Here is a 19983-nt window from a genome sequence, read left to right as displayed (position 1 = left end):
AAGAGTCGCACCGACGCCGCATCCGCGGCAAGGGTCGAGCGACTCTATTCGCGCTCGGCGCCGGCCTTCAGGCGGGCAAGGCGCGCCTCCCATGCGCTGCCGATCTTCTCGAGCCGCCGCGCAGCCTGACTCAGCGGCGCCCCGAGAGCGGCGAAGCGAACCTCACGACCATGGCGCTCGGCGGTGACGAGCCCGGCGCGCTCGAGCACGCGCACGTGCTTCACGATGGCCTGGCGTGACACCGGCAGCTCCTCGGCCAGAGCCGACGCGGATGCCGCCTCGCGCCCGAGCCGCTGCAGAATCGCCCACCGTGTGGCGTCGCCGAGAGCCGCGAACACCGCGACATCGACGGTCGACGAACTCACGCGCCCTCCAGGTGGCGCTTCGCAAGAGCGAGCTCGATGCGCCAGCCCTCGACGTTGTCGTCGAATCGCTCACGGCGTTCGGCGGCGGTGCCGGGAAGTGACGCGAGCCCGCTCTCGACGACCGAGAGGATCACCGACTCCGCCGCCGTCTCGGTGAGGCGGAACTCCACGAGAGTCGAGGGGGTCTCGGGGTCTTCCGGATCCTGCAGCCAGCGGAAGGCCGCATAGCGCGGCTCGTCGAGCTCGACAGCGGCGAACGCGAACGGACCATGCACGGGGTCGTGCACGATGCTCAGCTCTCCGCGCTTCTCGATGCGATGCGGCGTCAGGCTGCCGTCGTTGATGTACCAGCCGGGCTCGCAGACCAACTGCCACACCCGCGCGATGGGCGCCGCGATCTCGACGCGGCGTTCAATGCTGTCGAAGTCGTCCATGAGCTCAATCCTCCTGCAACTCGATAGTTGCACAGGCGGGGTCAGCTCGCAACCGTCAGGTTGCAATTCGTGGACGCTTCAGCCCTGCCGGAATACACGGCCGACAGACTCCGTTAGATTTCCATGCAGACGCATAAATCGGAGTCTCGAGCTCCGCGACCGTGAGGACACCATGAGCGACATCCAACTGGGACTCGACACTTTCGGCGACATCACTCTCGATGACGCCGGCGGCCGCAAGCCGGCCCACGAGGTGATCCGCGACGTCATCGCCGAAGCCGTGCTCGCCGATCAGGTCGGCGTCGACGCGATCGGGCTCGGGGAGCACCACCGCGACGACTACGCCATCACCTCCCCCGACATGGTTCTCGCGGCGATCGCCGGACAGACGAGCCGCATCCGCCTCGGCACGGCCGTGACCGTGCTCTCGAGCGACGACCCCGTTCGCGTGTACGAGCGCTTCGCGACACTGGATGCCGCGAGCAGTGGTCGCGCCGAGATCACCCTCGGCCGCGGAAGCTTCACCGAGTCCTTCCCGCTGTTCGGCTTCAGCCTCGACCAGTACGAGACGCTGTTCAATGAGAAGCTCGACCTGTTCGCGAAGCTTCTCGACGAGAAGCCGGTGAGCTGGCAGGGCACCTTCCGCACTCCGATGCACGGCGTGAACGTCTACCCGAAGACCCAGAGCGGGCGCATCCCGGCGTGGATCGGCGTGGGCGGCAGCCCCGAGTCGGTCGTGCGATCGGTGCGCTACGGCATCCCCATGATGCTCGCCATCATCGGCGGCGACCCCGCGCGCTTCCGCCCATACGTCGACCTCTACCACCGCGCATCCGACGAGCTCGGTCGTGATCGGATGCCGCTCGGCGCCCACTCGCCGGGGCACATCGCCGCGACAGACGAGCTCGCGCGCGAGCAGCTGTACCCGCACTTCAAGGCGAACCGCGACCGCATCGGCGCCGAGCGCGGCTGGCCGCCCACGGGCATGGCGGAGTTCCTCGCCGAAGCCGACGGCGGCTCGCTCTACGTCGGCTCGCCCGAGACCGTCGCCCGCCGCATCGCGAACACCGTGCGCACCCTCGGGCTCGATCGCTTCGACCTCAAGTACTCGAACGGCCCCATGCCGCACAGTCAGCTGGCTGAGTCGATCGAGCTCTACGGCTCGAAGGTCATTCCGATGGTGCGCGACATCCTGAGCAGCTGACCGATGACACGGCCGCGGTTTTTCGCTTTCATCAGTTGTTCTGTTATGGTGGCGCGCGGAGAGTATTTGACGTGCGCTTCGCCCTGCCGTGGCCTCGGCAGCGTTCGGCCCCTGCTGGTCCCCCGCGGGAATCCACGGGCCCCGCGTCTTGTTATGTCAAATGAACCCAGTCCCTGAGGAGTTTCATTGAGCACACCCGCTGAGGTCGTCGAGACCGACACCGGAACGATCACGCGCTACCGCCGCCACCCGCTCGGCCGCGGTCTCGTGGCGTCGGGTGCCACGGTCGACCCGACCGCACACATCGAACGGACCGCCTACGTCGAGCCCGGAGCGATCGTCGGCCGCGGCGCCTGGATCGGCGCGACCGCGTGGATCGACCGCGATGCCACCGTCGGCGCCGCCGCCGTCATCGGCGCGAACGTGCACGTCGGCCAGAACGCGAGCATCGGCCACGGCGCCCGCGTCGGCGGTCACTCCCGCATCGGTGCCAACGCCCGCGTCGGCAACGGCGCGAACGTGCCCGGCGACAGCCAGATCACACCGTTCACCGTCATCCCCGGCCCCGGCGACATCCCCGCCTGAGCCGCCCGTCCGATGCCCGTCATCCCCCGGCCCGTCCGGGAATAACGGGCATCGACCGCTGTTGTCCCCGTCATGACAACACTCGGACTCATCGGCTCCGGCCACATCGGAAGCCAGCTCGCGCGGGTCGCCGCCGCGAGCGGCTACGACGTTATCCTGTCGAATTCGCGCGGCCCCGAAAGCCTGCACGGTCTCGTCCACGAGATCGGCGAACGCGCCACCGCGGGCACGACCCAGGATGCCGCGACGGCCGACCTCGTCGTCGTGACGATTCCCCTCGCCGCCGTGCCGGACCTCCCCGCCGACCTTCTCGACGGCAGAGTGGTCATCGACACGACGAACTACTACCCGCAGCGCGACGGCGACATCGCCGAGCTCGACACGGAGGAGCTCACGACCTCGCAGTTCGTGCAGCGCCACTTCGCCGGCGCCCATGTCGTGAAGGCGTTCAACCACATCTACGCGCGCGACATCACGGCCGACGCCTCTCCCGCGGGGTCGCCCGGTCGCCGCGCCCTCATCGTCGCGTCCGACGACGCCCAGGCGAAGGCGCGCGTCGCCGCGTTCATCGACTCGATCGGCTTCGAGCCCTACGACATGGGCGATCTCGCCGACTCCTGGCGCATCCAGCGCGACACTCCCGCGTATGGTCCGCGGCTCACGACCGAGCAGCTGACCGAGAAGCTCGCCGCAGCCAAGCGCTACCGCGACATGTGAGTCGCGCCCCCGGATCGCGGCGGGGGTTAGCCCCACCGCGGTCCGGGAGCCCGCCTGATTCTCACCCGACGGCTCCCTCGCGAGGCTAGAAGCATGCCTCTTCCCACTGACACCACCACGAGCCCGTCACCTGAGAGCATGGTGACCATGACGAGCACGGATGCCGCGACGCGGCCGCCCGCGAGCGCCGACGCCTCCGCGTTCCCGAACCGGTACCTGCGGCTGTGGCGTCGCGTGCCGCGCGAGCTCGGCTACCTGCTTCCGCTTCTGCCGATCACCGTCGTCGGCCTCACTGTCGCGCTCACGCTGTTCAGCCTCGGCGCCGGCACGATCGTTCTCGTCGTGGGGCTGCCCATCATCGTCGCGAGCTTGTACGTCGCCCGCGGCTTCGGCGCGTTCGAGCTCATGCGCCTCGACCTGTCCGGCTTCCCGCCGATCCCGCGGCCGCGCTGGCCGCACACCGAGAAACGGGGTCTCGCCGGCATCCTCGCGATGCTCGCAGACCCGCACGCGTGGCTCGCGCTCGTGCACACGATGATCGTCGCACCGGTTATCGGCATCCTCTCGTGGACCGTCGCGTTCGCCTGGACGACGGTCGGCATCGCCGGCGCCACCCAGTGGATCTACGGCTGGTTCCTCCCCGAGCAGAACGACGGCAACTTGCTTGAGTGGGTGTCGGGCGGGGCGATAACGATGCCCGATCGCTACGGCGACATGATCGCCGGCACGATCCTCGGCATCCTGTTCCTGGCCACTCTGCCGTTCGTGACGCGCGCGCTGACCGCGCTGGGCTGGGGCGTCGCTCGCGTCATGCTCGGCAGCTTCTCGTCGACGGCGCTGCGCGAGCAGGTGACGGAACTCGCCGAGTCGCGCACCGCCGCCGTCGCCGCCGAGGGCACAGCGCTGCGGCGCCTCGAGCGGGACATCCACGACGGACCGCAGCAGCGGCTCGTGCGGCTGCAGATGGATCTCGCCGCCGCCGAGCGAGCGCTCGAACGGGACCCGGATGCCGCGCGCGAGCTGCTCACGTCGGCGACGCAGCAGTCACGCGAGGCGCTTGAGGAGCTGCGCGGCCTCTCGCGCGGCTTCGCTCCCCCGCTGCTGCTCGACCGCGGTCTCGTGGCGGCGCTCGAGTCGCTCGCGGCCCGCAGCACCGTGCCCACACGACTGGAGTCGACCCTGCCGCCCGAGACGCGGCTGCCGCTCGAGCTCGAGCGCAACGCGTACTTCATCGCCGCCGAAGCGCTCACGAACGTCGCGAAGCACAGCGGCGCCCGCTCCGCGCTCGTCCGGCTCGCGTTGGGCGAGGCGGACGCGGCGGGCCGACGGTGGCTCGAGGTGACGGTCGTCGACGACGGGCGCGGCGGAGCGGCATCCGTTCCCGGCCACGGACTCGCAGGACTCGAGGAGCGCTCGCGCGGCCTCGGCGGCACTCTCGCGGTGTGGAGCCCGGCGGGCGGCTCGACGACAGTGTCGGCGCACCTGCCCGCCTGAGCGCCCCTTAGGCTGGGCGCATGACACGAGGCTCCCCGAGCGCGCTGCGCGTGGTCGTCGCCGACGATTCCGTTCTGCTGCGCGAGGGGCTCGTGCGCGTGATCGACGAGGCGGGCCACGACGTCGTCGGCGCGTTCGGCGACGCGGACTCGCTCCTGGCCGGCATCGGCGAGCTCGCGCCCGATGTCGCGATCCTCGACGTGCGGATGCCGCCGAGCTTCCGTGACGAGGGCGTGCGCGCCGCAATCGACCTCAAGGCGCGAAGACCCGGGCTCGGCATCCTGCTGCTGTCGCAGTACGTCGAGGCCACGTACGCGCACGAGCTGCTCGGGTCGGGCGCCGGCGGGGTCGGCTACCTCTTGAAGGACCGCGTGGCCTCCCTCGCCGAGCTCTCCGACGCGATCGACCGCGTCGCGACGGGAGGGACGGTTCTCGATCCCGAGGTCGTGGCGCAGCTCATCGGGCGACGCCATGATCCGCTCACGACTCTCACCGACCGCGAGCGCGAAGTGCTCACGCTCATGGCCGAGGGCCGCACGAATCAGGCGATCGCGGCAGCGCTGTTCATCGGCGTCGGAGCCGTCGAGAAGAACATCACGTCGATCTTCGGCAAGCTCGGCCTCGACGACTCGGGCTCGGCCCACCGCCGGGTGCTCGCCGTGCTCGCCTGGCTGCAACGGTGACGCCGCTCACGCGATGCGCTTCCAGCGGCCGCGGTCACGGCGAGTGACGAACCAGCCGCCGACCTCGACGACGGTGGCGGCGACGGATGCCGCGTGCGCCGCGACCTGCTCGGCGAGCTCGTCGTCGTCGGCCGTGAACCGCACGACGATGCGCGGGGTCCCGCGCACGAGCTGCACGTCGCTCGCCTCGACCGTGACGAGCTCGGCCGCGGCATCCGTCATCGTCGGAATCACCCGCTCGGGCGAGGCGCCCTGGCGCAGGGCCCCGGGTGAGAGCGTGATTCGGTAGGAGGGCACTCCGTCAGCCCTCGAGTCGCATCTGCATTGCCGCTCTGCCCTTCTCTGCGTGGCGCAGCTCTGCCGCTGCGGCGGCCGCCACGGTATTTTCTGCAATTCTCGCGACACGCCGCGCCTTGGCGCCGGCTCGGCGGCGTGTCGGCACGAAATGCAGAAAATGGGCGGGCGACGCCGTCACGCCCCGGCGAAGAACGCCGTCGCGAGCGCGCCGAGCCCTGCCGCGTCATCGACGTGCACGAGCTCGCGCGCAGAGTGCATCGACAGCAGCGGAACGCCGACGTCGACGGTGCGGATGCCGAGCCGCGTGGCCGTGAGCGGCCCGATCGTGGAACCGCACGGCACCGTGTTGTTCGAGACGAAGTCCTGGTACGGCACGCCGGCCGCGGAGGCGAGGCCAGCGACGAGCGCGGCGCCGGCGGCATCCGTCGCATATCGCTGGTTCGCGTTGTACTTCACGAGCAGTCCGCCGCCCGCGACGGGACGGTTCGCGGGGTCGTGCTTCTCGGCGTAGTTGGGGTGCACGGCGTGCCCGGCGTCGGCCGAGAGGCACCAGGATGCCGCGTACGCCTGCTTCTGCTGCGACCGCGTCGCGCCCCGCGTCTCCCCGATGCGCGTGAGGACGTCGTCGAGGATCGGACCGGAGGCGCCCGACCGGGAGCCGGAGCCGAGCTCCTCGTGGTCGAAGGCGGCGAGAACGCTCACGTGGTCGGCGTCGGTGTCGGATGCCGCCGCCTGAAGCAGCGCGACGAGCCCGGCGTACACGGACGAGAGGTTGTCCATGCGACCCGCGGCGAACAGGGCCCCGTCGAGGCCGAAGCGCTCGGGCGCGTGGGTGTCGGCCGTGACGAGGTCGAAACCGGCGACGTCCGCCGCGTCGACCCCGGCGAATCCGGCGATGTGCGCGAGCAGGTCCGCCTGCGAGGCGTCGCCGACGCCCCACACCGGCTGCACGTGCTGCTGCTTGTCGAGCGTGAGTCCGTTGTTGACGCCGCGGTCGAGGTGGATCGCGAGCTGCGGGATGCGCAGGAACGGTCCCGTGCGCACGAGGTGCAGGGCGCCGTCGCGCGTGGCGAGGCGCCCGGCGAGCTCGAGCTCGCGGTCGAGCCACGAGTTCAGCAGCGGGCCGCCGTACACCTCCACTCCGGCCTGCAGCCAGCCGTTCGATCCCGTCGACGGTGAGGGCTTGAGCTTGAAGCCGGGCGAGTCGGTGTGCGCGCCGAGAACGCGGAACGGCGTCGTCGGTCCGGCGCTCTCGGGCTGCAGCCACGCGATGACGGCGCCGTCGCGCACGATGTAGCTGCCGCCGGCAGCGGCATCCCACTCCGCCGTCTCGTCGAGGCGCGTGAATCCGGCCTCGTCGAGGCGCCGCGCCACTTCGGCGGCGGCGTGGTATGACGACGGCGACGCGGTGATGAAACGGGCGAAATCGGCGATGTAGTCGGCCACAGCATCCATGTCTCCATCAAACCACGCGACTACGCTTGCACCATGCGCCCCTATCTTCTGCCGATCATCGGCGCCGTGCTGCTCATCGTCGGCGTCCTGGTTGTCGCCGTGAACGTGGCGTGGGCGATTCCGGCCCTCGTTCTCGAGATCGCCGGCGTCGTCCTGCTCGGCGTCTACATCGGCCTCGGCCTTCGCCGGCGCGGCTCGCAGCGCTGACGCGCAAGCCCCTTCCGCTTCACCCGCGCAGCGCCTAACGTGGCCGCAGACATCGAATCAGGAGGCGACGATGACCGACACGAACCCGTATGAGCAGGACCCGCGACTGACCGAGAAGCAGACGGTCACTAATGATGCGCTCGCGGGCGAGCCCGTCGAGGGCGGCGTGCAGCCCGACGTCGAGACCGAGCAGGAGACGGAGGACGAGTACGTTCCCGACTTCGCCGTGAACGAAGACGGCGAGGCGGAGCCCCTCGCCGACAACCCGGATCTCAACGAGCACACCGAGCAGGAGGTCGTGCTCGGCACCGACGCGACAGACAGCCGTCCCGACGACGCGAGCTACCCGCCGATCGCCGAGACCGACGATCGGGAGCCGAGCGAGGCGGAGCAGTCTGACGGGGACGCCCGGTGAGCGCAGCCGCCCCGAAGCGCGTTCAGTTCTCGCGCAACGGCGGCCCTGAGGTGTTCGAGCTCGTCGACCAGCAGGTTCCGGATGCCGCGGCCGGGCAGATCCGCGTGCGCGTTCTCGCGGCGGGGCTCAATCCCGTCGACTACAAGATCGCGGCGAGCCCGGAGCGCACGGCGCAGTTCGGCGAGCTGCCGGCCGGCAACGGCAACGACTTCGCGGGCCGCGTCGACCAGGTCGGCGAGGACGTGACGGACCTCGCCGTTGGCGACCTCGTGTTCGGCGGGAAGCGCATGTTCGCGCAGGCCGACTACCTCGTCGCGGCGGCATCCGAGGTTCTGCCCATTCCCGACGGGCTCTCGATCGAGCAGGCGGCGTGCCTCGACATCGCGGGCCGCACCGCCACGGCGATGGTGCGCCGTTTGGGCGTGACGGAGCGCGACACGGTGCTCGTGAGTGCGGCGTCGGGTGGTGTGGGCCTGCTCACCGCGCAGTTGTGCCGGCTGCGCGGTGCGGTCGTGGTGGGGACCGCGAGCGACGCGAACCATGGCTTCCTGAGCGATCTCGGCATCCTTCCCGTGCGGTACGGCGAGGGGATGGTTGAGCGCATCCGCGCGGCGGCCCCCGAAGGCGTCGACATCGTGTTCGACCAGGCCGGCCGCGAGACGCTCGAGGCGGCGATCGAGCTCGGCATCCCCGCCGATCACGTGAACACGATCGCCGACAAGCCGTTCGGGCTCGAGCACGGCTTCAGCACCTTCGGGCGCGTCGAAGCGGACACCGATGACCTGCGCGAGCTCGCGCTGCTCATCGCCGCGGGCCGCGTCGTGTACCCGGTCGCCGAGAGCTACCCGCTCGAGCGCGTGCGCGAGGCGTATGAGCGCCTCGCCGCCGGTCACGTGCGCGGAAAGCTCGTGCTCACGACCGAGTAGCGGCCTCGGGCGAGAGCTCGATGCGGCGCAGCAGCTGCGCGTTGAGAGCGACGACGACGGTCGACGCCGACATGAGCAGCGCGCCGACGGCGACCGGGAGCACGAAGCCGACGGGCGCGAGCACGCCAGCGGCGAGCGGGACAGACACGAGGTTGTAGCCCGCCGCCCACCACAGGTTCTGCCGCATCTTCCGGTAGCTCGCTCGCGAGAGCTCGATGACGGAGACGACCGATCGCGGGTCGTCGCTCGCGAGGATGACGCCGGCGGAGCCGATCGCGACGTCGGTTCCCGCGCCGATCGCGATGCCGACGTCGGCGTGCGCGAGCGCGGGCGCGTCGTTGACGCCGTCGCCGACCATTGCGACACGACGGCCCTGCTTCTGCAGGGCGGCGACCCGCTCCGACTTTCCCTCGGGCTTCACGCCGGCGAACACCTCGTCGACCCCGAGTTCACGCGCGACGGCGTCCGCGACCGGCCGGGCGTCGCCCGTCATCATGGCGACGCGGATGCCGCGACGGTGCAGTTCGTCGATCGCCGCGCGAGATTCGGGGCGAACTTCGTCGGCGAGCCGCACGGCCCCGATGACCCGGCCGGCTCGCAGCACGTGCAGCACGATCGCGCCCTCGTCGCCCCACGCCGTCGTCGCCTCGAGCGCGGAGCCGTTCTCGTCGGCGAGAAGCGCCGGCCCGCCGACCCGCACCTCGGCGCCGTCGACGCGCGCCGTGACGCCGAGCGCGGGGGCGGACCGGAAGTCGCTCGCCTCGGGGACGCGGACCTCGCGCTCGACCGCCGCGCGGACGATCGCCCGCGCGAGCGGGTGTTCGCTGTCGCGCTCGGCCGCCGCGGCGAGCGCGAGCACTTCATCGGCGTCGATCCCAGCGTCCGCCGCGATGACGTCCTGCACGGCCGGCTCTCCGCGCGTGAGGGTTCCCGTCTTGTCGAAGACGACAGTGTCGACGCGTCGCATCGACTCGAGCGCGAGCCGGTCGCGGACGAGAACCCCGCCGCGCGCGGCCCGCTCGGTCGCGATCGAGACGACGAGGGGAATCGCGAGGCCGAGGGCGTGCGGGCAGGCGATGACGAGCACCGTCACGGTGCGGATCACCGCGTCGTCGGGCCGGCCGACGAGCACCCACACGATCGCCGTGATCACGGCGGCGCCGAGAGCGAACCAGAACAGCAGCGCCGCGGCCTTGTCGGCGAGCCGCTGAGCACGGGAGCTCGAGCTCTGCGCGTCGCTGACGAGAGAGCGGATGCCGGCGAGCGCCGTGTCCTCGCCGATCGCCGTGACGCGCACGCGAAGCGCGCTGTCGGTCGCGATCGTTCCCGCGACCACGCGGTCGCCGATCTCGCGCGTCACAGGCGTGGACTCGCCCGTGATCATCGACTCGTCGACGGCGGCCGTGCCGTCGCTGATCTCGCCGTCGGCGGGCACGCGTCCGCCGGGGCGGACGATGACGATGTCGCCCAGACGGAGGTCCTCGGGGGTGACCTGCTCGACGTCACCGTCGACGAGGCGCTCGGCCGTGTCGGGAAGCAGCGCGGCAAGGGAGTCGAGCGCCGAGGACGTCTGCGCCAGAGAGCGCATCTCGATCCAGTGCCCGAGCAGCATGATGACGATGAGGAGCGCGAGCTCCCACCAGAAGTCGAGTTCGTGATCGAAGACGCCGAGGCTCGATCCGAGGGAGGCTGCGAAGCCGACGGCGATCGCCATGCCGATGAGCAGCATCATGCCGGGCTGCTTCGAGCGCAGCTCTGACACGGCGCCGCTCAGGAACGGGGCACCGCCCCACGCGAAGATGACGGTGCCGAGAACGGGAGAGATCCAGTCGACACCGGGAAAGTCGGGCCGCGTGTAGCCGATGATGTCGGCGAACATGCCGCTGAAGAAGGCCGTAGGCAGCGCCAGCACGAGCATGATCCAGAACAGCCGACGGAACCGCGCGACGTGCGCGGAGTGATCGTGCCCGCCGTGTTCACCGCCGTGCTGGGCGTGGCCGGCCGCGTGCTTGCCGCTCTGCTCGTGCTCCTCGTGTGTGCGGGATGCCGTGTTCGCCATGCGCCTCTCCTCTCGCTGTCATCTCCACCATACCCCCGGAGGGTATAAGCGCAAGGCGCGGTGAACCATTCCCCAAGGCCTTGCTTCCGCTCGTGAACCCGCGTAGACAAGAGCCAGGAGGACACCATGGACGACAAAGACGTTGCTCCCGAGGAGCCCCGCGAATCCCCCGTTCACCACGGAGATCCCGGCGCCGCCTCGTGGACGCGGCCCGACCCGCACGCCATCGACGACGATCCCGCGGGAGGAGGCGACCCGGGCGCCGGCTCCTCGACGCGGCCGGACGAGCACGATCGGCGCGAGGACCCGATCCCGGGCGGCGACCCCGGCGCCGAGTCGTGGCGGCGCCCCGACCGGCACGCGGTCGACGACGATCCGGCGGGAGGAGGCGACCCTGGCGCGAACTCCTCGGAGCGACCGCACCACTGAACGCGATACGGGGAGGGGGTATACTTGCCTCGATCGGGAGGCAGATATGCAACACGGCTACGTCGATGACAAGGACGCCCTGCTCAAGCGACTGCGTCGCGCAGAGGGCCAGGTTCGCGGCATCCAGAAGATGGTCGAGAACGACACGTACTGCATCGATATTCTCACCCAGGTGTCGGCGGCGACAAAGGCGCTCGAGACTGTCGCCCTGCAGCTTCTCGACGACCACTTGAACCACTGCGTCGCGCAGGCGACCCGCGAGGGCGGCCCCGTCGCGGACGAGAAGCTCAAGGAAGCCTCCGCCGCGATCGCCCGCCTCGTCCGCTGACCACACCCAGAAGGAGCACCATGAGTTTCATCGACCTCGGACTGACGGACAAGAACGCCGGCGGCGGATGCTGCGGCGGAGGCGCGTGCATGTGCGGGCACGGCTCCGCATCGCCGGAGGTCTCGGTCGGGGCGGTGACGACGACGATCGGCGTCGCGGGCATGACGTGCGGTCACTGCGAGAAGGCCGTGACCGAGGAGCTGTCCGCGCTCGGCGGCGTCACGGGAGTCAGCGTGGAGCTCGCGCCGGGCGAGACCTCGACAGTGACGATCGTGAGCGACGAGCCGCTTGAGACCGCGGCCGTGCGGGCAGCGGTCGAAGACGCCGGCTACGCCATGGCGTAAGGCCTGGGCTACTCCTGACCGCGGAGACCCGCTGCGAGGTGGACGCGGAAGCTCCGACACCGAGATATACTGTCTTCACGACAGTATTTGGAGGTGGCCGATGACGGAGGCGGACGGCTTGCAGTACCGGTCCGACATCGTCGCGTCGCTGACGCACGTGATCGGCACGTGGACCACGTCGGACTTCATCGCGGCCGTCGCCCGCAGCTCCGGAGTCGAACTCGATACTCCGTCGATCGTGACGATAACCCTCATCGCGCGCGGCGGTCCGCAGCGCCCCTCCGCCCTCGCGCACGCGCTCGTCACGGGCGCGTCGAACATGTCGAAGATCATCGCGCGCTTGGAGAGCGCCGCGTTCGTCGAGCGCCGCACCGACCCGGACGATGCGCGAGCAAGCCTCGTTCACCTCACGGATCGTGGAGCGGACGTCGCCCGATCGCTCACGCGCGCCGGCGACACGCTCATCGAGGCCCTGCTCGTCGGCTGGTCCGCCGCCGACCGGAACGAGTTCGCGCGGCTCCTGTCGAAGTTCGACGCCTCGAGCAGCGCCTATGCACGGCGTTCGAACGCCCACCCGGATGCCGCTCGCGAGAGCTGACGGCACCAAACCCCCTTCAGGAGAGAGAAGAAAACAATGACACGCACCTTTGTGGTCACCGGCTCGGCATCGGGCATCGGAGCGGCAACGGCCGATCTGCTGCGCGATCGCGGCTTCCGCGTCATCGGCGTTGACCTTCGCGACGCCGATGTCATGGCCGACCTGTCCACGCCCGACGGCCGCGAAAGCGCCGTCGCGCAGGTGATCGAACTCGCCGACGGCCGCATCGACGCCGTCATCGCGGCGGCCGGCATCTCGGCTCCGAAGCCGCTCACCGTCGCCGTCAACTATTTCGGCGTCGTCGCCCTGCTCGACGGGCTTCGCCCCACGCTCGCCGCGTCGCCGTCGCCGCGCGCCGCCGTCGTGAGCTCCATGGCGTCGCTGCAGCCGAACTCGGCAGAGCTCGTCGAGGCTGCACTCGCCGGCGACGAGAAACGTGCGCTGCAGATCGGGCAGGCTCTCGCCGACGCGGGGCCGCAGACCGGGTACCTCAACTATCCGTCGAGCAAGCGCGCGCTCTCCCGCTGGGTGCGCCGCGAGGCCATCACCGCCGACTGGGCGGGCGCCGGCATCCCGCTCAACGCGGTCGCACCCGGCACCGTGCTCAGTCCCATGACGCGGGAGCTCCTCGCGACGCCCGAGGGCCGGGCGATGGTCGACGCGAACGTTCCCATGCCGCTCAACGGCCACTCGGAGTCGATCGTCATCGCCCGTCTGCTCGCGTGGCTCACGAGTGAAGAGAACACGCACGTGACGGGTCAGACGATCTACATCGACGGCGGCGCCGACGCGTCGCTGCGAGGCGACGACATCTGGTCGCACGTCGGCGCAGCCTGATCGCCTCTTCGACGGCGTCGCGCCCGGCCCACCCCCTTCAGCCGGCGCGGCGCCGTTCTTCGCTCGTCGGCGCCCGCCGCGCATCGATGATCGACAGGTCGGATGCCGCCGCCGCGAAGCCGCGGTGGTTCTTCGTCGTGAACACCATGACGATCGTGGTGACGACAAGAGCGGCGAGCAGCAGGCCGCTGAACGGGAACTCGAACGTGCTCAGGAGCATGTAGCCGCCGATCCCGAGCCCGAAGCGGAGCAGTCGCACCAGCGGGGCGGGCACGCGCCCGGTCTGAGCGCTCAGCAGCACGATGTGCTCGCCGATCGTCGCGCCGCTCGCGAGCACGACGACGAGTTGCGCGATGAACGGGATCGCGAAGGCGATCGCCGAGAAGACGCTGTCGGGCAGGGCGAGCTGAGGGCGACCGTCGACGAGAGCGATGACGACGCGTGCGGCGCCCACCGCGAACACCGAGAGCCACATGATGGCGAGATCGCACAGGATGCCGAGGAAGCGGCGCGTGACCGTGATGGGGCGCGGCTCGGCGGCATCGACGCGATCGCGGCGGCGGCGCCAGAGCAGCATCCCGAGCAGAGAGCCGAGGAACGCGCCGGCCGTGTTGGCGAGAAGATCGTCGACGTCGAAGATGCGCCACGCGCACGAGTAGAGACCCCACAGCCCCGTGACCTGCGTGAGCTCGATCGCGAGCGAGACCGCGAACCCGCACAGTGTCGCGACGACGAGTCCGCGCCCTGCCAGCCAGCGCGCGAACCAGCCGAGGGGCAGGAACAGCAGCACGTTGAACGCGACCTGCAGCAGCGCCGCGTTGTGGATGATCGCGCCGAGCGAGGACACCCCTTCGCGCAGCACGTCGGCCACGAACTGGAGGGGGACGAGCTGCGTGGGCGCGCACTGCACGTCGCGGCTCTGAGGGAACGGCACGAGCGTGTACGTCCACAGCGCCATCGCGTACACGAGAGCCGCGAACCAGAGCAGGCTGCGACCCAAGCTCATCCCGCCGCGGCGGCGGTAGCTGAGGGCCACGAACGGCACGAAGGCGAGCACCGCGAGCGCGCTCCCGGCGAAGACCGCGAGAAGGGCGGGAGTGACGACGGTCTGCAGGCCCTGGATGGTAGCGAAAGCCCTCAGCTACCCGGGCCGCTCGTCGTCGAGTCGGATCACGCGATCGGCACGCGTTGCCGTTGCCTCGACGAGTCGAGCGTTCGGCTCGTCCACGGCCTCGACCCAGGCTCGCGCCGCAGCGGGCGATTTGCCGAACTGCTCGTGCCGCGCGATGAGCCGGGAGCGTCGCACGGCGGCATCCTGCTGCACGAACCACACGGCGTCGAGCTCGGCGCGCGCCTCCGCCCACGCGTCGAGGAGCAGATAGTTTCCCTCGGTGATGATGACCTCGACGTCCGGGTCGACGCCGATCGCCGCGGCGAGCGGCTGCTCGAGATCGCGCTCGAAGCCGGGAGCGAACACCGTGTGCGCGGGCCGTTCGCGCAGCGTGCGCAGCAGCCGCGCGTAGCCGTGCGCGTCGAACGTCTCGGGCGCCCCCTTGCGGCCGAGGAGCCCCAACCGCTCGAGGGAGACGTCGGCGAGGTGGAAGCCGTCCATCGGCACGCTCGCGGCTCGCGCACCGAGCTCGGCGACGAGCGCCTCGGCGAGCGTCGTCTTCCCCGCGCCTGGAGCGCCCGCGATTCCGAGCAGCACGCGTGAGCCCGACGGGCAGATGCCGCGCACGGCGGCCGCGAGTTCGGCGATCGTCTCGGTCACGCCTCGAGTCTGGCAGATCGCTTCTGCAGAACGCCCGCGAGCAGGATCACGAGGACCCCGGCGACGGGCACGACGAGCAGTCCGACGCGCAGGCTCGTCGCGTCGGCGATGAGGCCGACGAAGGGCGGCGACAGCAGGAAGCCGAGGCGCATGAGCCAGGAGACGATCGTCAGACCGGTGCCGTGCCGCAGGCCAGGCAGTTCGTCGGCTTCGTGCATCGCCGCGGGCACGAGCGTGGCCACGCCGAAGCCGGCGGCGGCGAATCCCGCGATCGTGCCGGGGACGGTCGGGAACGCGAGAGCGAGTCCCATGCCGACCGCCGCGATCACGCCGCCCGTGCGGGCGACGGCGCGCTGGCCGAACCGGTCGACGAGTCCGTCGCCGGCGAGACGGCCGATGAACTGCGCGCCAACGAGCGCGATGTAGCCGGTTGCGGCGAGCGCCGCCGGGGCGCCGAGCCCGGAGAGGTACAGGGTCGCCCACGAGTTGCCGGCGTCTTCGACGAGCGTGCCGCCGATCGCGATGACGACGAGGGCGACGAGGATGAACACGGTGCGGGGGCCGACGGCAGAGGTGCGCGCCGAGGGTGCGGCCGCGTCGGCGGCACCTGCTGAGGCGGAATCCGGGGTGATGTCGACGTCTCGGCCGGGCAGGCAGAAGCGCAGGGCCACGAGAGAGACGACCGAGAACAGGAGTCCGGAGATGCCGAGGTGGACGCCGAGAGGAACATGGAGAGCGATGGCGCCGGCGGCCATGGAGCCGCCGAGAACAGCACCGATCGACCACACGGCGTGGAACGAGTTGATGATGGAGCGGCCGTAGCGGCGCTGCACGCGCAGTCCGTGCGCGTTCTGCGCGACGTCGGTGATCGAATCCATGGCGCCCGCGCAGAACAGGGCGGCGGCGAAGACGAGAAGCGAGGGGGCGACGCTCGCGACGAACACGCCGACGGCGGTGAGGACCGTGCCGGCCACTGCGAGCCGTGCCGAGCCGAAGCGGCGCATGAGCGCGGCGGCCGCGAGACCGGCGACGATCGCGCCGAGCGGGAACGCCGCGACGGCGAGTCCGTACACGGCGTTCTCCAGGCCGAGGGCCGCTTTGATCTCGGGATACCGCGGCAGAAGGTTCGCGAACAGCGCCCCGTTCGCGAGGAACAGGGCGGCGACGGCGGCGCGGGCACGCCGGTCGACGCGCGCCGCACGCGCTCGGGAACTCGAAAGCATGTGTACGATCGTACACTTGCTTGGGCTACGATCGGACCGTGAGCACTTCCGACCGCTCCCTCTCATCCGGGCGACGACTCGACCCCGACCGGAGGGAGCGCATCATCGACGCGTGCCTCGACGTCATCGCCGAGCGCGGAGTCGCCGGCACCTCGCACCGGCGCGTCGCCGCTGCCGCCGGAGTGCCGCTCGGCTCCATGACCTACCACTTCACGGGAATGAGCGAGCTGCTGCGTGAGGCGTTCTCGCGATTCGCGGTCTCGGTAGCCGCGCAGTTCGAGGCGCGAATGGCAGCGGCGTCGACGCCCGAAGAGGCGAAGTCGGCCGTGGTCGCCATCATCACCGATGACGTCTTCGCGACCCGGCGAGACGTCGTGCTCACGCAAGAGCTCTACACGATAGCGGCGCGGGACCCGTCGTTCCGGACGCTCACCGACGACTGGATGAGGCGCAGTCGCCGCGCACTCGAGCGCCACTTCGATCCGGAGACGGCACGGCTGCTCGACGCGCTCATCGAAGGGCTCTCTATGCATCGCGCCCTCGATACGGCGCCGCACGACCGGTCGGTCGCGGTACAGGCCGTCGAGCGGATCACCCGCTGAGGACGAGCGCTCAGAACCCGGTCAGCACGTTGCGCACGTGCTCGACGTCGGGAGTACGCGCGATGTGGGGACCGATGAGCTCGCGCCAGCGGCGAAAGTCCTCCGACTCCCGGAAGCGCACCGTGTGGTCCTCGACCGATTCCCAGGCGATGACGAGTCGGTAGCGCGTCGGGTGTTCCTCGGATCGCTCGAGTCGCATGGTACGAGCGCCGTGGGCTCGCTGGAAGAGCGGCACGGCCTCGCGCACGGCCTGCTCGAGCTTCTCCTCGTGGCCCGGACGCGCCTCGAGGGTCGCGATCTCGCTGACCACGCGCACGGGAGCGGCGGCGCCCGGCGCCGATTCCGCGTCGATGCGGCCTGACTCGCCCGTGCCGACGATCGTTCGCGTCGAGTCGAGAGAGCCGTACGTCCAGAAGATGCGCATCTCCGCCTCATCGGAGGCGTTCTCGAAGTGGTGCGGGATGTTCGCGGGAACGAACGTCGTGTCGAAGGTCGCGAGCCGCGTCCGCTCGCCGTCGATGTCGACGATGGCGTCGCCTGCAATCACCATGACCGACTCGGCGACGTTGTGCGAGTGGTGCGCGATCTGCGCACCCGGCTCGAAGATCGTCATGCCGTTGAGGTACGTTGTCGCCCCACGGGCGGCGGTGACAAGCGGAATCGTGCGCGCCCCTCCTCCCCTGCTCTTCTGGGGCAGTTCGTCAGGCCGGAAGACGTGGTGCGACTGCGATGTGATGCGCGTCATGCGGCCGGTCCGATCCACACCGTCTTGACGTTGACGAACTCGCGCAGGCCGAATTCGCCAAGTTCTCGACCGTAGCCCGACGCCTTGATGCCGCCGAAGGGCAGGCGAGGGTCGGAGGCGACCATGCCGTTGATGAAGACGGCGCCCGCCTCGATGCGGGATGCCAGCGAGCGCGCGCGGTCGAGGTCACGCGTCCACAGCGCCGCTCCCAGGCCGAACTCGGTGTCGTTCGCCAGGTCGATGGCGTGTTCGGGGTCCCGTGCCCGCACGATGGCGGCGACGGGGCCGAAGGTCTCCTCCGTGAATGCGACGTCGCCGGGCTCGACGTGGTCGATCACGGTCGGCTGATAGAAGTAGCCCGGACCGTCGACGGGCGCTCCCCCTGCCTTGAGTACGGAGCGGCCATTCTCGAGCGTTCGCTGCACTTGCGCGTGGAGCTCGTCGCGCAGGTTCTCCCGTGCCATGGGCCCGATGTCGGTGTGCTCGTCGCGGGGATCCCCAACGCGGAGCCTGCTGACATTCTCGACGAAGGCGTCGACGAAACGGTCGGCGACAGCATCCTCGACGATGAATCTCTTCGCGTTGACGCAGCTCTGCCCGCCATTCGTGAATCGGGCCTTGACCGCCGTCCGCGCGGCTTCGTCGATGTCGGCATCCGCGAGCACGATGAAGGGGTCGGAACCGCCCAGCTCGAGCACTTGCTTCTTGAGGGCCCGGCCGGCCCGACCCGCGACGATCCGCCCGACCTCGGTCGAGCCGGTGAGGGTCACGGCGGCGATGCGGTCGTCGGTGATGAGGCCCGACACGCGATCGGATTCGACGAGCAGCGTGGGACACAGTCCGTCAGGCGCTCCGGCTTCGCGCAGCACCTCCTCGACCGCTCGAGCGCACTGGGGAACGTTGTTCGCGTGCTTGAGCACGGGCGCGTTCCCGGCGGCAAGGGCCGGCGCCGCGAAACGAAAGTACTGCCAGAACGGGTAGTTCCACGGCATGATCGCGAGAACGAGACCGAGCGGCTCGAACACGACGGAGCTCTCGCTCGCGTTTGACGGCACTGGCTGAGACTCGAGGAATCCTGTCGCGTTCTCCGCGTAGAAATCGAGCGTCTTCGCGCATTTCTCGATCTCTGCGCGCGACTCGACGATCGGCTTGCCCATCTCGAGTGTGATCAGCTGCGCGTATTGCTCACACTTGTCACGCAGACCCGCGGCGGTGCGGCGGAGGAGCTCTGCCCGCTCCCCGATCGGGCGGGTGCGCCAGGCGCGTTGCGCCGAGACGGCGGCCTCGAGCGCCCGGTCGACGTGCGCGGCGTCGTCGGGCTCGAACGTCGCGAGGGTATGCGTCGTCGACGGATTCACGGACACGATCACCGGTGTGCTCCTTCTCGATGGCGGGTGCCCGCCGGCACGGCGAGCGGTTCGGGGGCGAAACCGAACAATCGCTCGGGATTGTCGACGAGGACTCTGCGGGCGGCTTCCGCGTCGTCGATCCAGTTCACGATCGCCCGGCGGGAGTCTGCGGCATCGCAGCGCCGCCTCGTTCCGTTCGCTCGGGTTCGTGGTCCGACTCCGTGGCACGCGGCGTGCACCGCACCGGATCCCCACAGCAGTCGCTGCCCGCCGAATTCGACGAGTTCGCTCGTGATGTGCGGGAGTAGGGTTGCGATGTCTCTCGGCGAGCCGAACCGACACGGCAGGGACAGCGTGATCCAGACGTGTCCGAGGCTGAGCAGCCGAAGGGCCGTGAGCAGCCCTTCCACGGTTCCGTTGGATCGGGCGCGGATACCGGCGAAGCGCTCGAGAAGCACGGGCACATCCGCATCCGCGAGAACTTCGAAGGACTGCTCGATCGTGCGCGCGTCGGCGTCGACGTCGATGAACAGATTGTGGTCCCGCACCCGGCTCGCGAGCCGGGGGAAGGATTCTGCGAGCTCGTCACCCGCATGCGCCTCGAGCCGTACGCCGCGAACTCCGGAGGCGACAAGGGCCGTGAGCTCCTCCTCGTCGATCACGTGGTCGAGCTGCGCTATGCCGCGGGCCGTTTGGTGCCCGCGTTGGGCGAGCGCGATCCGGAGCTGCTCCGTTCCGCCGCGCCGCGACTGGACGAGAACCACGCGTTCCGCACGGTCGCGCCTCACCTGTTCGAGGGGAACGTGGGCGTCGATGATGCCGGGCGCGCCAAGGGGTGAAGGGAGAATCATAGTCATGAGCGTCCTCGCATCTCGCCACGAACAGGGGCACCAGCGACTCTAGAACCAATTATGGT

25 protein-coding genes are annotated in these 19983 nt (G+C 70.2%); 14 read left to right on the top strand and 11 right to left on the bottom strand.

Going from position 1 to position 19983, the window contains the following annotated elements; all coding sequences use genetic code 11:
* Positions 1–44: 44 nt before the first annotated feature.
* Complete coding sequence (locus tag BLV49_RS07540; RefSeq protein ID WP_091182182.1) at positions 45–365, bottom strand: ArsR/SmtB family transcription factor; 321 nt, start codon at positions 363–365, stop codon at positions 45–47.
* Entirely contained in the window at positions 362–799 is a 438-nt protein-coding gene (locus tag BLV49_RS07535) for an SRPBCC family protein (RefSeq protein WP_091182179.1), read from the bottom strand. The genes BLV49_RS07540 and BLV49_RS07535 overlap by 4 nt, the downstream gene beginning before the upstream one ends.
* Positions 800–971: 172 nt before the next feature.
* On the opposite strand from BLV49_RS07535, the gene BLV49_RS07530 reads away from it, so the two are divergent.
* The 5 genes from BLV49_RS07530 (at position 972) to BLV49_RS07510 (ending at position 5482) form a co-directional block, all read left to right on the top strand.
* On the top strand, positions 972–2003 hold the full coding sequence (locus BLV49_RS07530; RefSeq protein WP_091182174.1) for an LLM class flavin-dependent oxidoreductase: 1032 nt from the start codon (positions 972–974) through the stop codon (positions 2001–2003).
* A 186-nt stretch (positions 2004–2189) separates the two neighbouring features.
* Positions 2190–2588 carry a hypothetical protein gene (locus tag BLV49_RS07525; RefSeq protein WP_091182170.1) on the top strand — a complete coding sequence of 133 codons (399 nt, stop codon included), beginning with the start codon at positions 2190–2192 and terminating at the stop codon, positions 2586–2588.
* Positions 2589–2660: 72 nt separating this feature from the next.
* Positions 2661–3305, top strand: a complete 645-nt coding sequence (locus BLV49_RS07520; protein ID WP_091182167.1) for an NADPH-dependent F420 reductase — start codon at positions 2661–2663, stop codon at positions 3303–3305.
* 93 nt (positions 3306–3398) lie between these two features.
* On the top strand, positions 3399–4799 hold the full coding sequence (locus BLV49_RS07515; RefSeq protein ID WP_245723575.1) for a sensor histidine kinase: 1401 nt from the start codon (positions 3399–3401) through the stop codon (positions 4797–4799).
* A 20-nt stretch (positions 4800–4819) separates the two neighbouring features.
* Positions 4820–5482, top strand: a complete 663-nt coding sequence (locus BLV49_RS07510) for a response regulator transcription factor (RefSeq protein ID WP_091182159.1) — start codon at positions 4820–4822, stop codon at positions 5480–5482.
* A 6-nt stretch (positions 5483–5488) separates the two neighbouring features.
* Here the strand turns inward: BLV49_RS07510 and BLV49_RS07505 are convergent, their stop codons facing one another.
* Positions 5489–5779, bottom strand: a complete 291-nt coding sequence (locus tag BLV49_RS07505) for a hypothetical protein (RefSeq protein ID WP_091182155.1) — start codon at positions 5777–5779, stop codon at positions 5489–5491.
* A 174-nt stretch (positions 5780–5953) separates the two neighbouring features.
* Positions 5954–7234 (bottom strand): M18 family aminopeptidase, encoded by a 1281-nt coding sequence (locus BLV49_RS07500; RefSeq protein ID WP_091182151.1) that lies wholly within the window; start codon positions 7232–7234, stop codon positions 5954–5956.
* A 33-nt stretch (positions 7235–7267) separates the two neighbouring features.
* On the opposite strand from BLV49_RS07500, the gene BLV49_RS16870 reads away from it, so the two are divergent.
* From BLV49_RS16870 to BLV49_RS07490, 3 genes are all read left to right on the top strand, one after another.
* The gene (locus tag BLV49_RS16870; RefSeq protein WP_176980763.1) at positions 7268–7441 is read left to right on the top strand and encodes a hypothetical protein; all 174 of its coding nucleotides are present in this window, start codon (positions 7268–7270) and stop codon (positions 7439–7441) included.
* Between the two features lie 70 nt (positions 7442–7511).
* Positions 7512–7856 carry a hypothetical protein gene (locus BLV49_RS07495; protein ID WP_091182147.1) on the top strand — a complete coding sequence of 115 codons (345 nt, stop codon included), beginning with the start codon at positions 7512–7514 and terminating at the stop codon, positions 7854–7856.
* Positions 7853–8782, top strand: coding sequence for an NADP-dependent oxidoreductase (locus tag BLV49_RS07490; protein WP_091182144.1), 930 nt, complete (start codon positions 7853–7855; stop codon positions 8780–8782). Before BLV49_RS07495 ends, BLV49_RS07490 begins: the two co-directional genes overlap by 4 nt.
* Here BLV49_RS07490 and BLV49_RS07485 read toward each other — a convergent pair.
* Positions 8769–10841: a heavy metal translocating P-type ATPase gene (locus BLV49_RS07485; RefSeq protein ID WP_091182141.1), complete on the bottom strand. Its 2073-nt coding sequence runs from the start codon at positions 10839–10841 to the stop codon at positions 8769–8771. The two genes, BLV49_RS07490 and BLV49_RS07485, sit on opposite strands and share 14 nt — an antisense overlap.
* 126 nt (positions 10842–10967) lie before the next feature.
* Here BLV49_RS07485 and BLV49_RS07480 point away from each other — a divergent pair, with 126 nt between their 5' ends.
* The 5 genes from BLV49_RS07480 (at position 10968) to BLV49_RS07460 (ending at position 13377) form a co-directional block, all read left to right on the top strand.
* Positions 10968–11270: a hypothetical protein gene (locus BLV49_RS07480; protein WP_091182137.1), complete on the top strand. Its 303-nt coding sequence runs from the start codon at positions 10968–10970 to the stop codon at positions 11268–11270.
* A gap of 46 nt (positions 11271–11316) precedes the next feature.
* Complete coding sequence (locus BLV49_RS07475) at positions 11317–11598, top strand: metal-sensitive transcriptional regulator (protein ID WP_091182134.1); 282 nt, start codon at positions 11317–11319, stop codon at positions 11596–11598.
* Between the two features lie 20 nt (positions 11599–11618).
* Positions 11619–11942 carry a heavy-metal-associated domain-containing protein gene (locus BLV49_RS07470; protein WP_091182131.1) on the top strand — a complete coding sequence of 108 codons (324 nt, stop codon included), beginning with the start codon at positions 11619–11621 and terminating at the stop codon, positions 11940–11942.
* 100 nt (positions 11943–12042) lie between these two features.
* Positions 12043–12540, top strand: coding sequence for a MarR family winged helix-turn-helix transcriptional regulator (locus BLV49_RS07465; protein ID WP_091182128.1), 498 nt, complete (start codon positions 12043–12045; stop codon positions 12538–12540).
* A gap of 36 nt (positions 12541–12576) precedes the next feature.
* Positions 12577–13377, top strand: coding sequence for an SDR family oxidoreductase (locus BLV49_RS07460; RefSeq protein WP_091182126.1), 801 nt, complete (start codon positions 12577–12579; stop codon positions 13375–13377).
* Positions 13378–13414: 37 nt separating this feature from the next.
* Here the strand turns inward: BLV49_RS07460 and BLV49_RS07455 are convergent, their stop codons facing one another.
* The 3 genes from BLV49_RS07455 to BLV49_RS07445 all read right to left on the bottom strand — a co-directional run bounded on the left by BLV49_RS07455 (position 13415) and on the right by BLV49_RS07445 (position 16371).
* Positions 13415–14434, bottom strand: a complete 1020-nt coding sequence (locus tag BLV49_RS07455) for a VanZ family protein (protein ID WP_091182122.1) — start codon at positions 14432–14434, stop codon at positions 13415–13417.
* 84 nt (positions 14435–14518) lie between these two features.
* Complete coding sequence (locus BLV49_RS07450; protein ID WP_218132609.1) at positions 14519–15148, bottom strand: nucleoside/nucleotide kinase family protein; 630 nt, start codon at positions 15146–15148, stop codon at positions 14519–14521.
* Positions 15145–16371, bottom strand: coding sequence for an MFS transporter (locus tag BLV49_RS07445; protein ID WP_091182117.1), 1227 nt, complete (start codon positions 16369–16371; stop codon positions 15145–15147). The genes BLV49_RS07450 and BLV49_RS07445 overlap by 4 nt, the downstream gene beginning before the upstream one ends.
* Positions 16372–16409: 38 nt before the next feature.
* Here BLV49_RS07445 and BLV49_RS07440 point away from each other — a divergent pair, with 38 nt between their 5' ends.
* On the top strand, positions 16410–16973 hold the full coding sequence (locus BLV49_RS07440) for a TetR/AcrR family transcriptional regulator (protein WP_091186958.1): 564 nt from the start codon (positions 16410–16412) through the stop codon (positions 16971–16973).
* A 10-nt stretch (positions 16974–16983) separates the two neighbouring features.
* On the opposite strand, the gene BLV49_RS17175 is transcribed toward BLV49_RS07440, so the two are convergent.
* The 3 genes from BLV49_RS17175 to BLV49_RS16725 are packed head-to-tail and all read right to left on the bottom strand — an operon-like array spanning position 16984 to position 19924.
* Positions 16984–17718, bottom strand: coding sequence for a cupin domain-containing protein (locus BLV49_RS17175; RefSeq protein ID WP_091186954.1), 735 nt, complete (start codon positions 17716–17718; stop codon positions 16984–16986).
* Positions 17715–19088, bottom strand: a complete 1374-nt coding sequence (locus BLV49_RS07430) for an NAD-dependent succinate-semialdehyde dehydrogenase (protein WP_091182113.1) — start codon at positions 19086–19088, stop codon at positions 17715–17717. The genes BLV49_RS17175 and BLV49_RS07430 overlap by 4 nt, the downstream gene beginning before the upstream one ends.
* A complete protein-coding gene (locus BLV49_RS16725) occupies positions 19085–19924 on the bottom strand; it encodes an amidohydrolase family protein (protein WP_143033994.1) in 840 nt (279 codons plus the stop codon). Before BLV49_RS16725 ends, BLV49_RS07430 begins: the two co-directional genes overlap by 4 nt.
* Between the last annotated feature and the right edge of the window lie 59 nt (positions 19925–19983).

The sequence above is a fragment of the Paramicrobacterium humi genome (assembly GCF_900105715.1).
GTDB classification, from domain to species: Bacteria; Actinomycetota; Actinomycetes; order Actinomycetales; family Microbacteriaceae; genus Paramicrobacterium; species Paramicrobacterium humi.
This window is presented reverse-complemented; position numbering and strand designations above follow the sequence as displayed.

What these genes read in the sequence shown, in the direction of transcription:
- BLV49_RS17175 (WP_091186954.1), bottom strand. Translation starts at nt 17,718, where the DNA reads ATGACGCGCATCACATCGCAGTCGCACCACGTCTTCCGGCCTGACGAA.
- BLV49_RS07495 (WP_091182147.1), top strand. Translation starts at nt 7,512, where the DNA reads ATGACCGACACGAACCCGTATGAGCAGGACCCGCGACTGACCGAGAAG.
- BLV49_RS07530 (WP_091182174.1), top strand. Translation starts at nt 972, where the DNA reads ATGAGCGACATCCAACTGGGACTCGACACTTTCGGCGACATCACTCTC.
- BLV49_RS16725 (WP_143033994.1), bottom strand. Translation starts at nt 19,924, where the DNA reads ATGACTATGATTCTCCCTTCACCCCTTGGCGCGCCCGGCATCATCGAC.
- BLV49_RS07445 (WP_091182117.1), bottom strand. Translation starts at nt 16,371, where the DNA reads ATGCTTTCGAGTTCCCGAGCGCGTGCGGCGCGCGTCGACCGGCGTGCC.
- BLV49_RS07535 (WP_091182179.1), bottom strand. Translation starts at nt 799, where the DNA reads ATGGACGACTTCGACAGCATTGAACGCCGCGTCGAGATCGCGGCGCCC.
- BLV49_RS07480 (WP_091182137.1), top strand. Translation starts at nt 10,968, where the DNA reads ATGGACGACAAAGACGTTGCTCCCGAGGAGCCCCGCGAATCCCCCGTT.
- BLV49_RS07470 (WP_091182131.1), top strand. Translation starts at nt 11,619, where the DNA reads ATGAGTTTCATCGACCTCGGACTGACGGACAAGAACGCCGGCGGCGGA.
- BLV49_RS07510 (WP_091182159.1), top strand. Translation starts at nt 4,820, where the DNA reads ATGACACGAGGCTCCCCGAGCGCGCTGCGCGTGGTCGTCGCCGACGAT.
- BLV49_RS07485 (WP_091182141.1), bottom strand. Translation starts at nt 10,841, where the DNA reads ATGGCGAACACGGCATCCCGCACACACGAGGAGCACGAGCAGAGCGGC.
- BLV49_RS07520 (WP_091182167.1), top strand. Translation starts at nt 2,661, where the DNA reads ATGACAACACTCGGACTCATCGGCTCCGGCCACATCGGAAGCCAGCTC.
- BLV49_RS16870 (WP_176980763.1), top strand. Translation starts at nt 7,268, where the DNA reads ATGCGCCCCTATCTTCTGCCGATCATCGGCGCCGTGCTGCTCATCGTC.
- BLV49_RS07465 (WP_091182128.1), top strand. Translation starts at nt 12,043, where the DNA reads ATGACGGAGGCGGACGGCTTGCAGTACCGGTCCGACATCGTCGCGTCG.
- BLV49_RS07500 (WP_091182151.1), bottom strand. Translation starts at nt 7,234, where the DNA reads ATGGATGCTGTGGCCGACTACATCGCCGATTTCGCCCGTTTCATCACC.
- BLV49_RS07475 (WP_091182134.1), top strand. Translation starts at nt 11,317, where the DNA reads ATGCAACACGGCTACGTCGATGACAAGGACGCCCTGCTCAAGCGACTG.
- BLV49_RS07515 (WP_245723575.1), top strand. Translation starts at nt 3,399, where the DNA reads ATGCCTCTTCCCACTGACACCACCACGAGCCCGTCACCTGAGAGCATG.
- BLV49_RS07460 (WP_091182126.1), top strand. Translation starts at nt 12,577, where the DNA reads ATGACACGCACCTTTGTGGTCACCGGCTCGGCATCGGGCATCGGAGCG.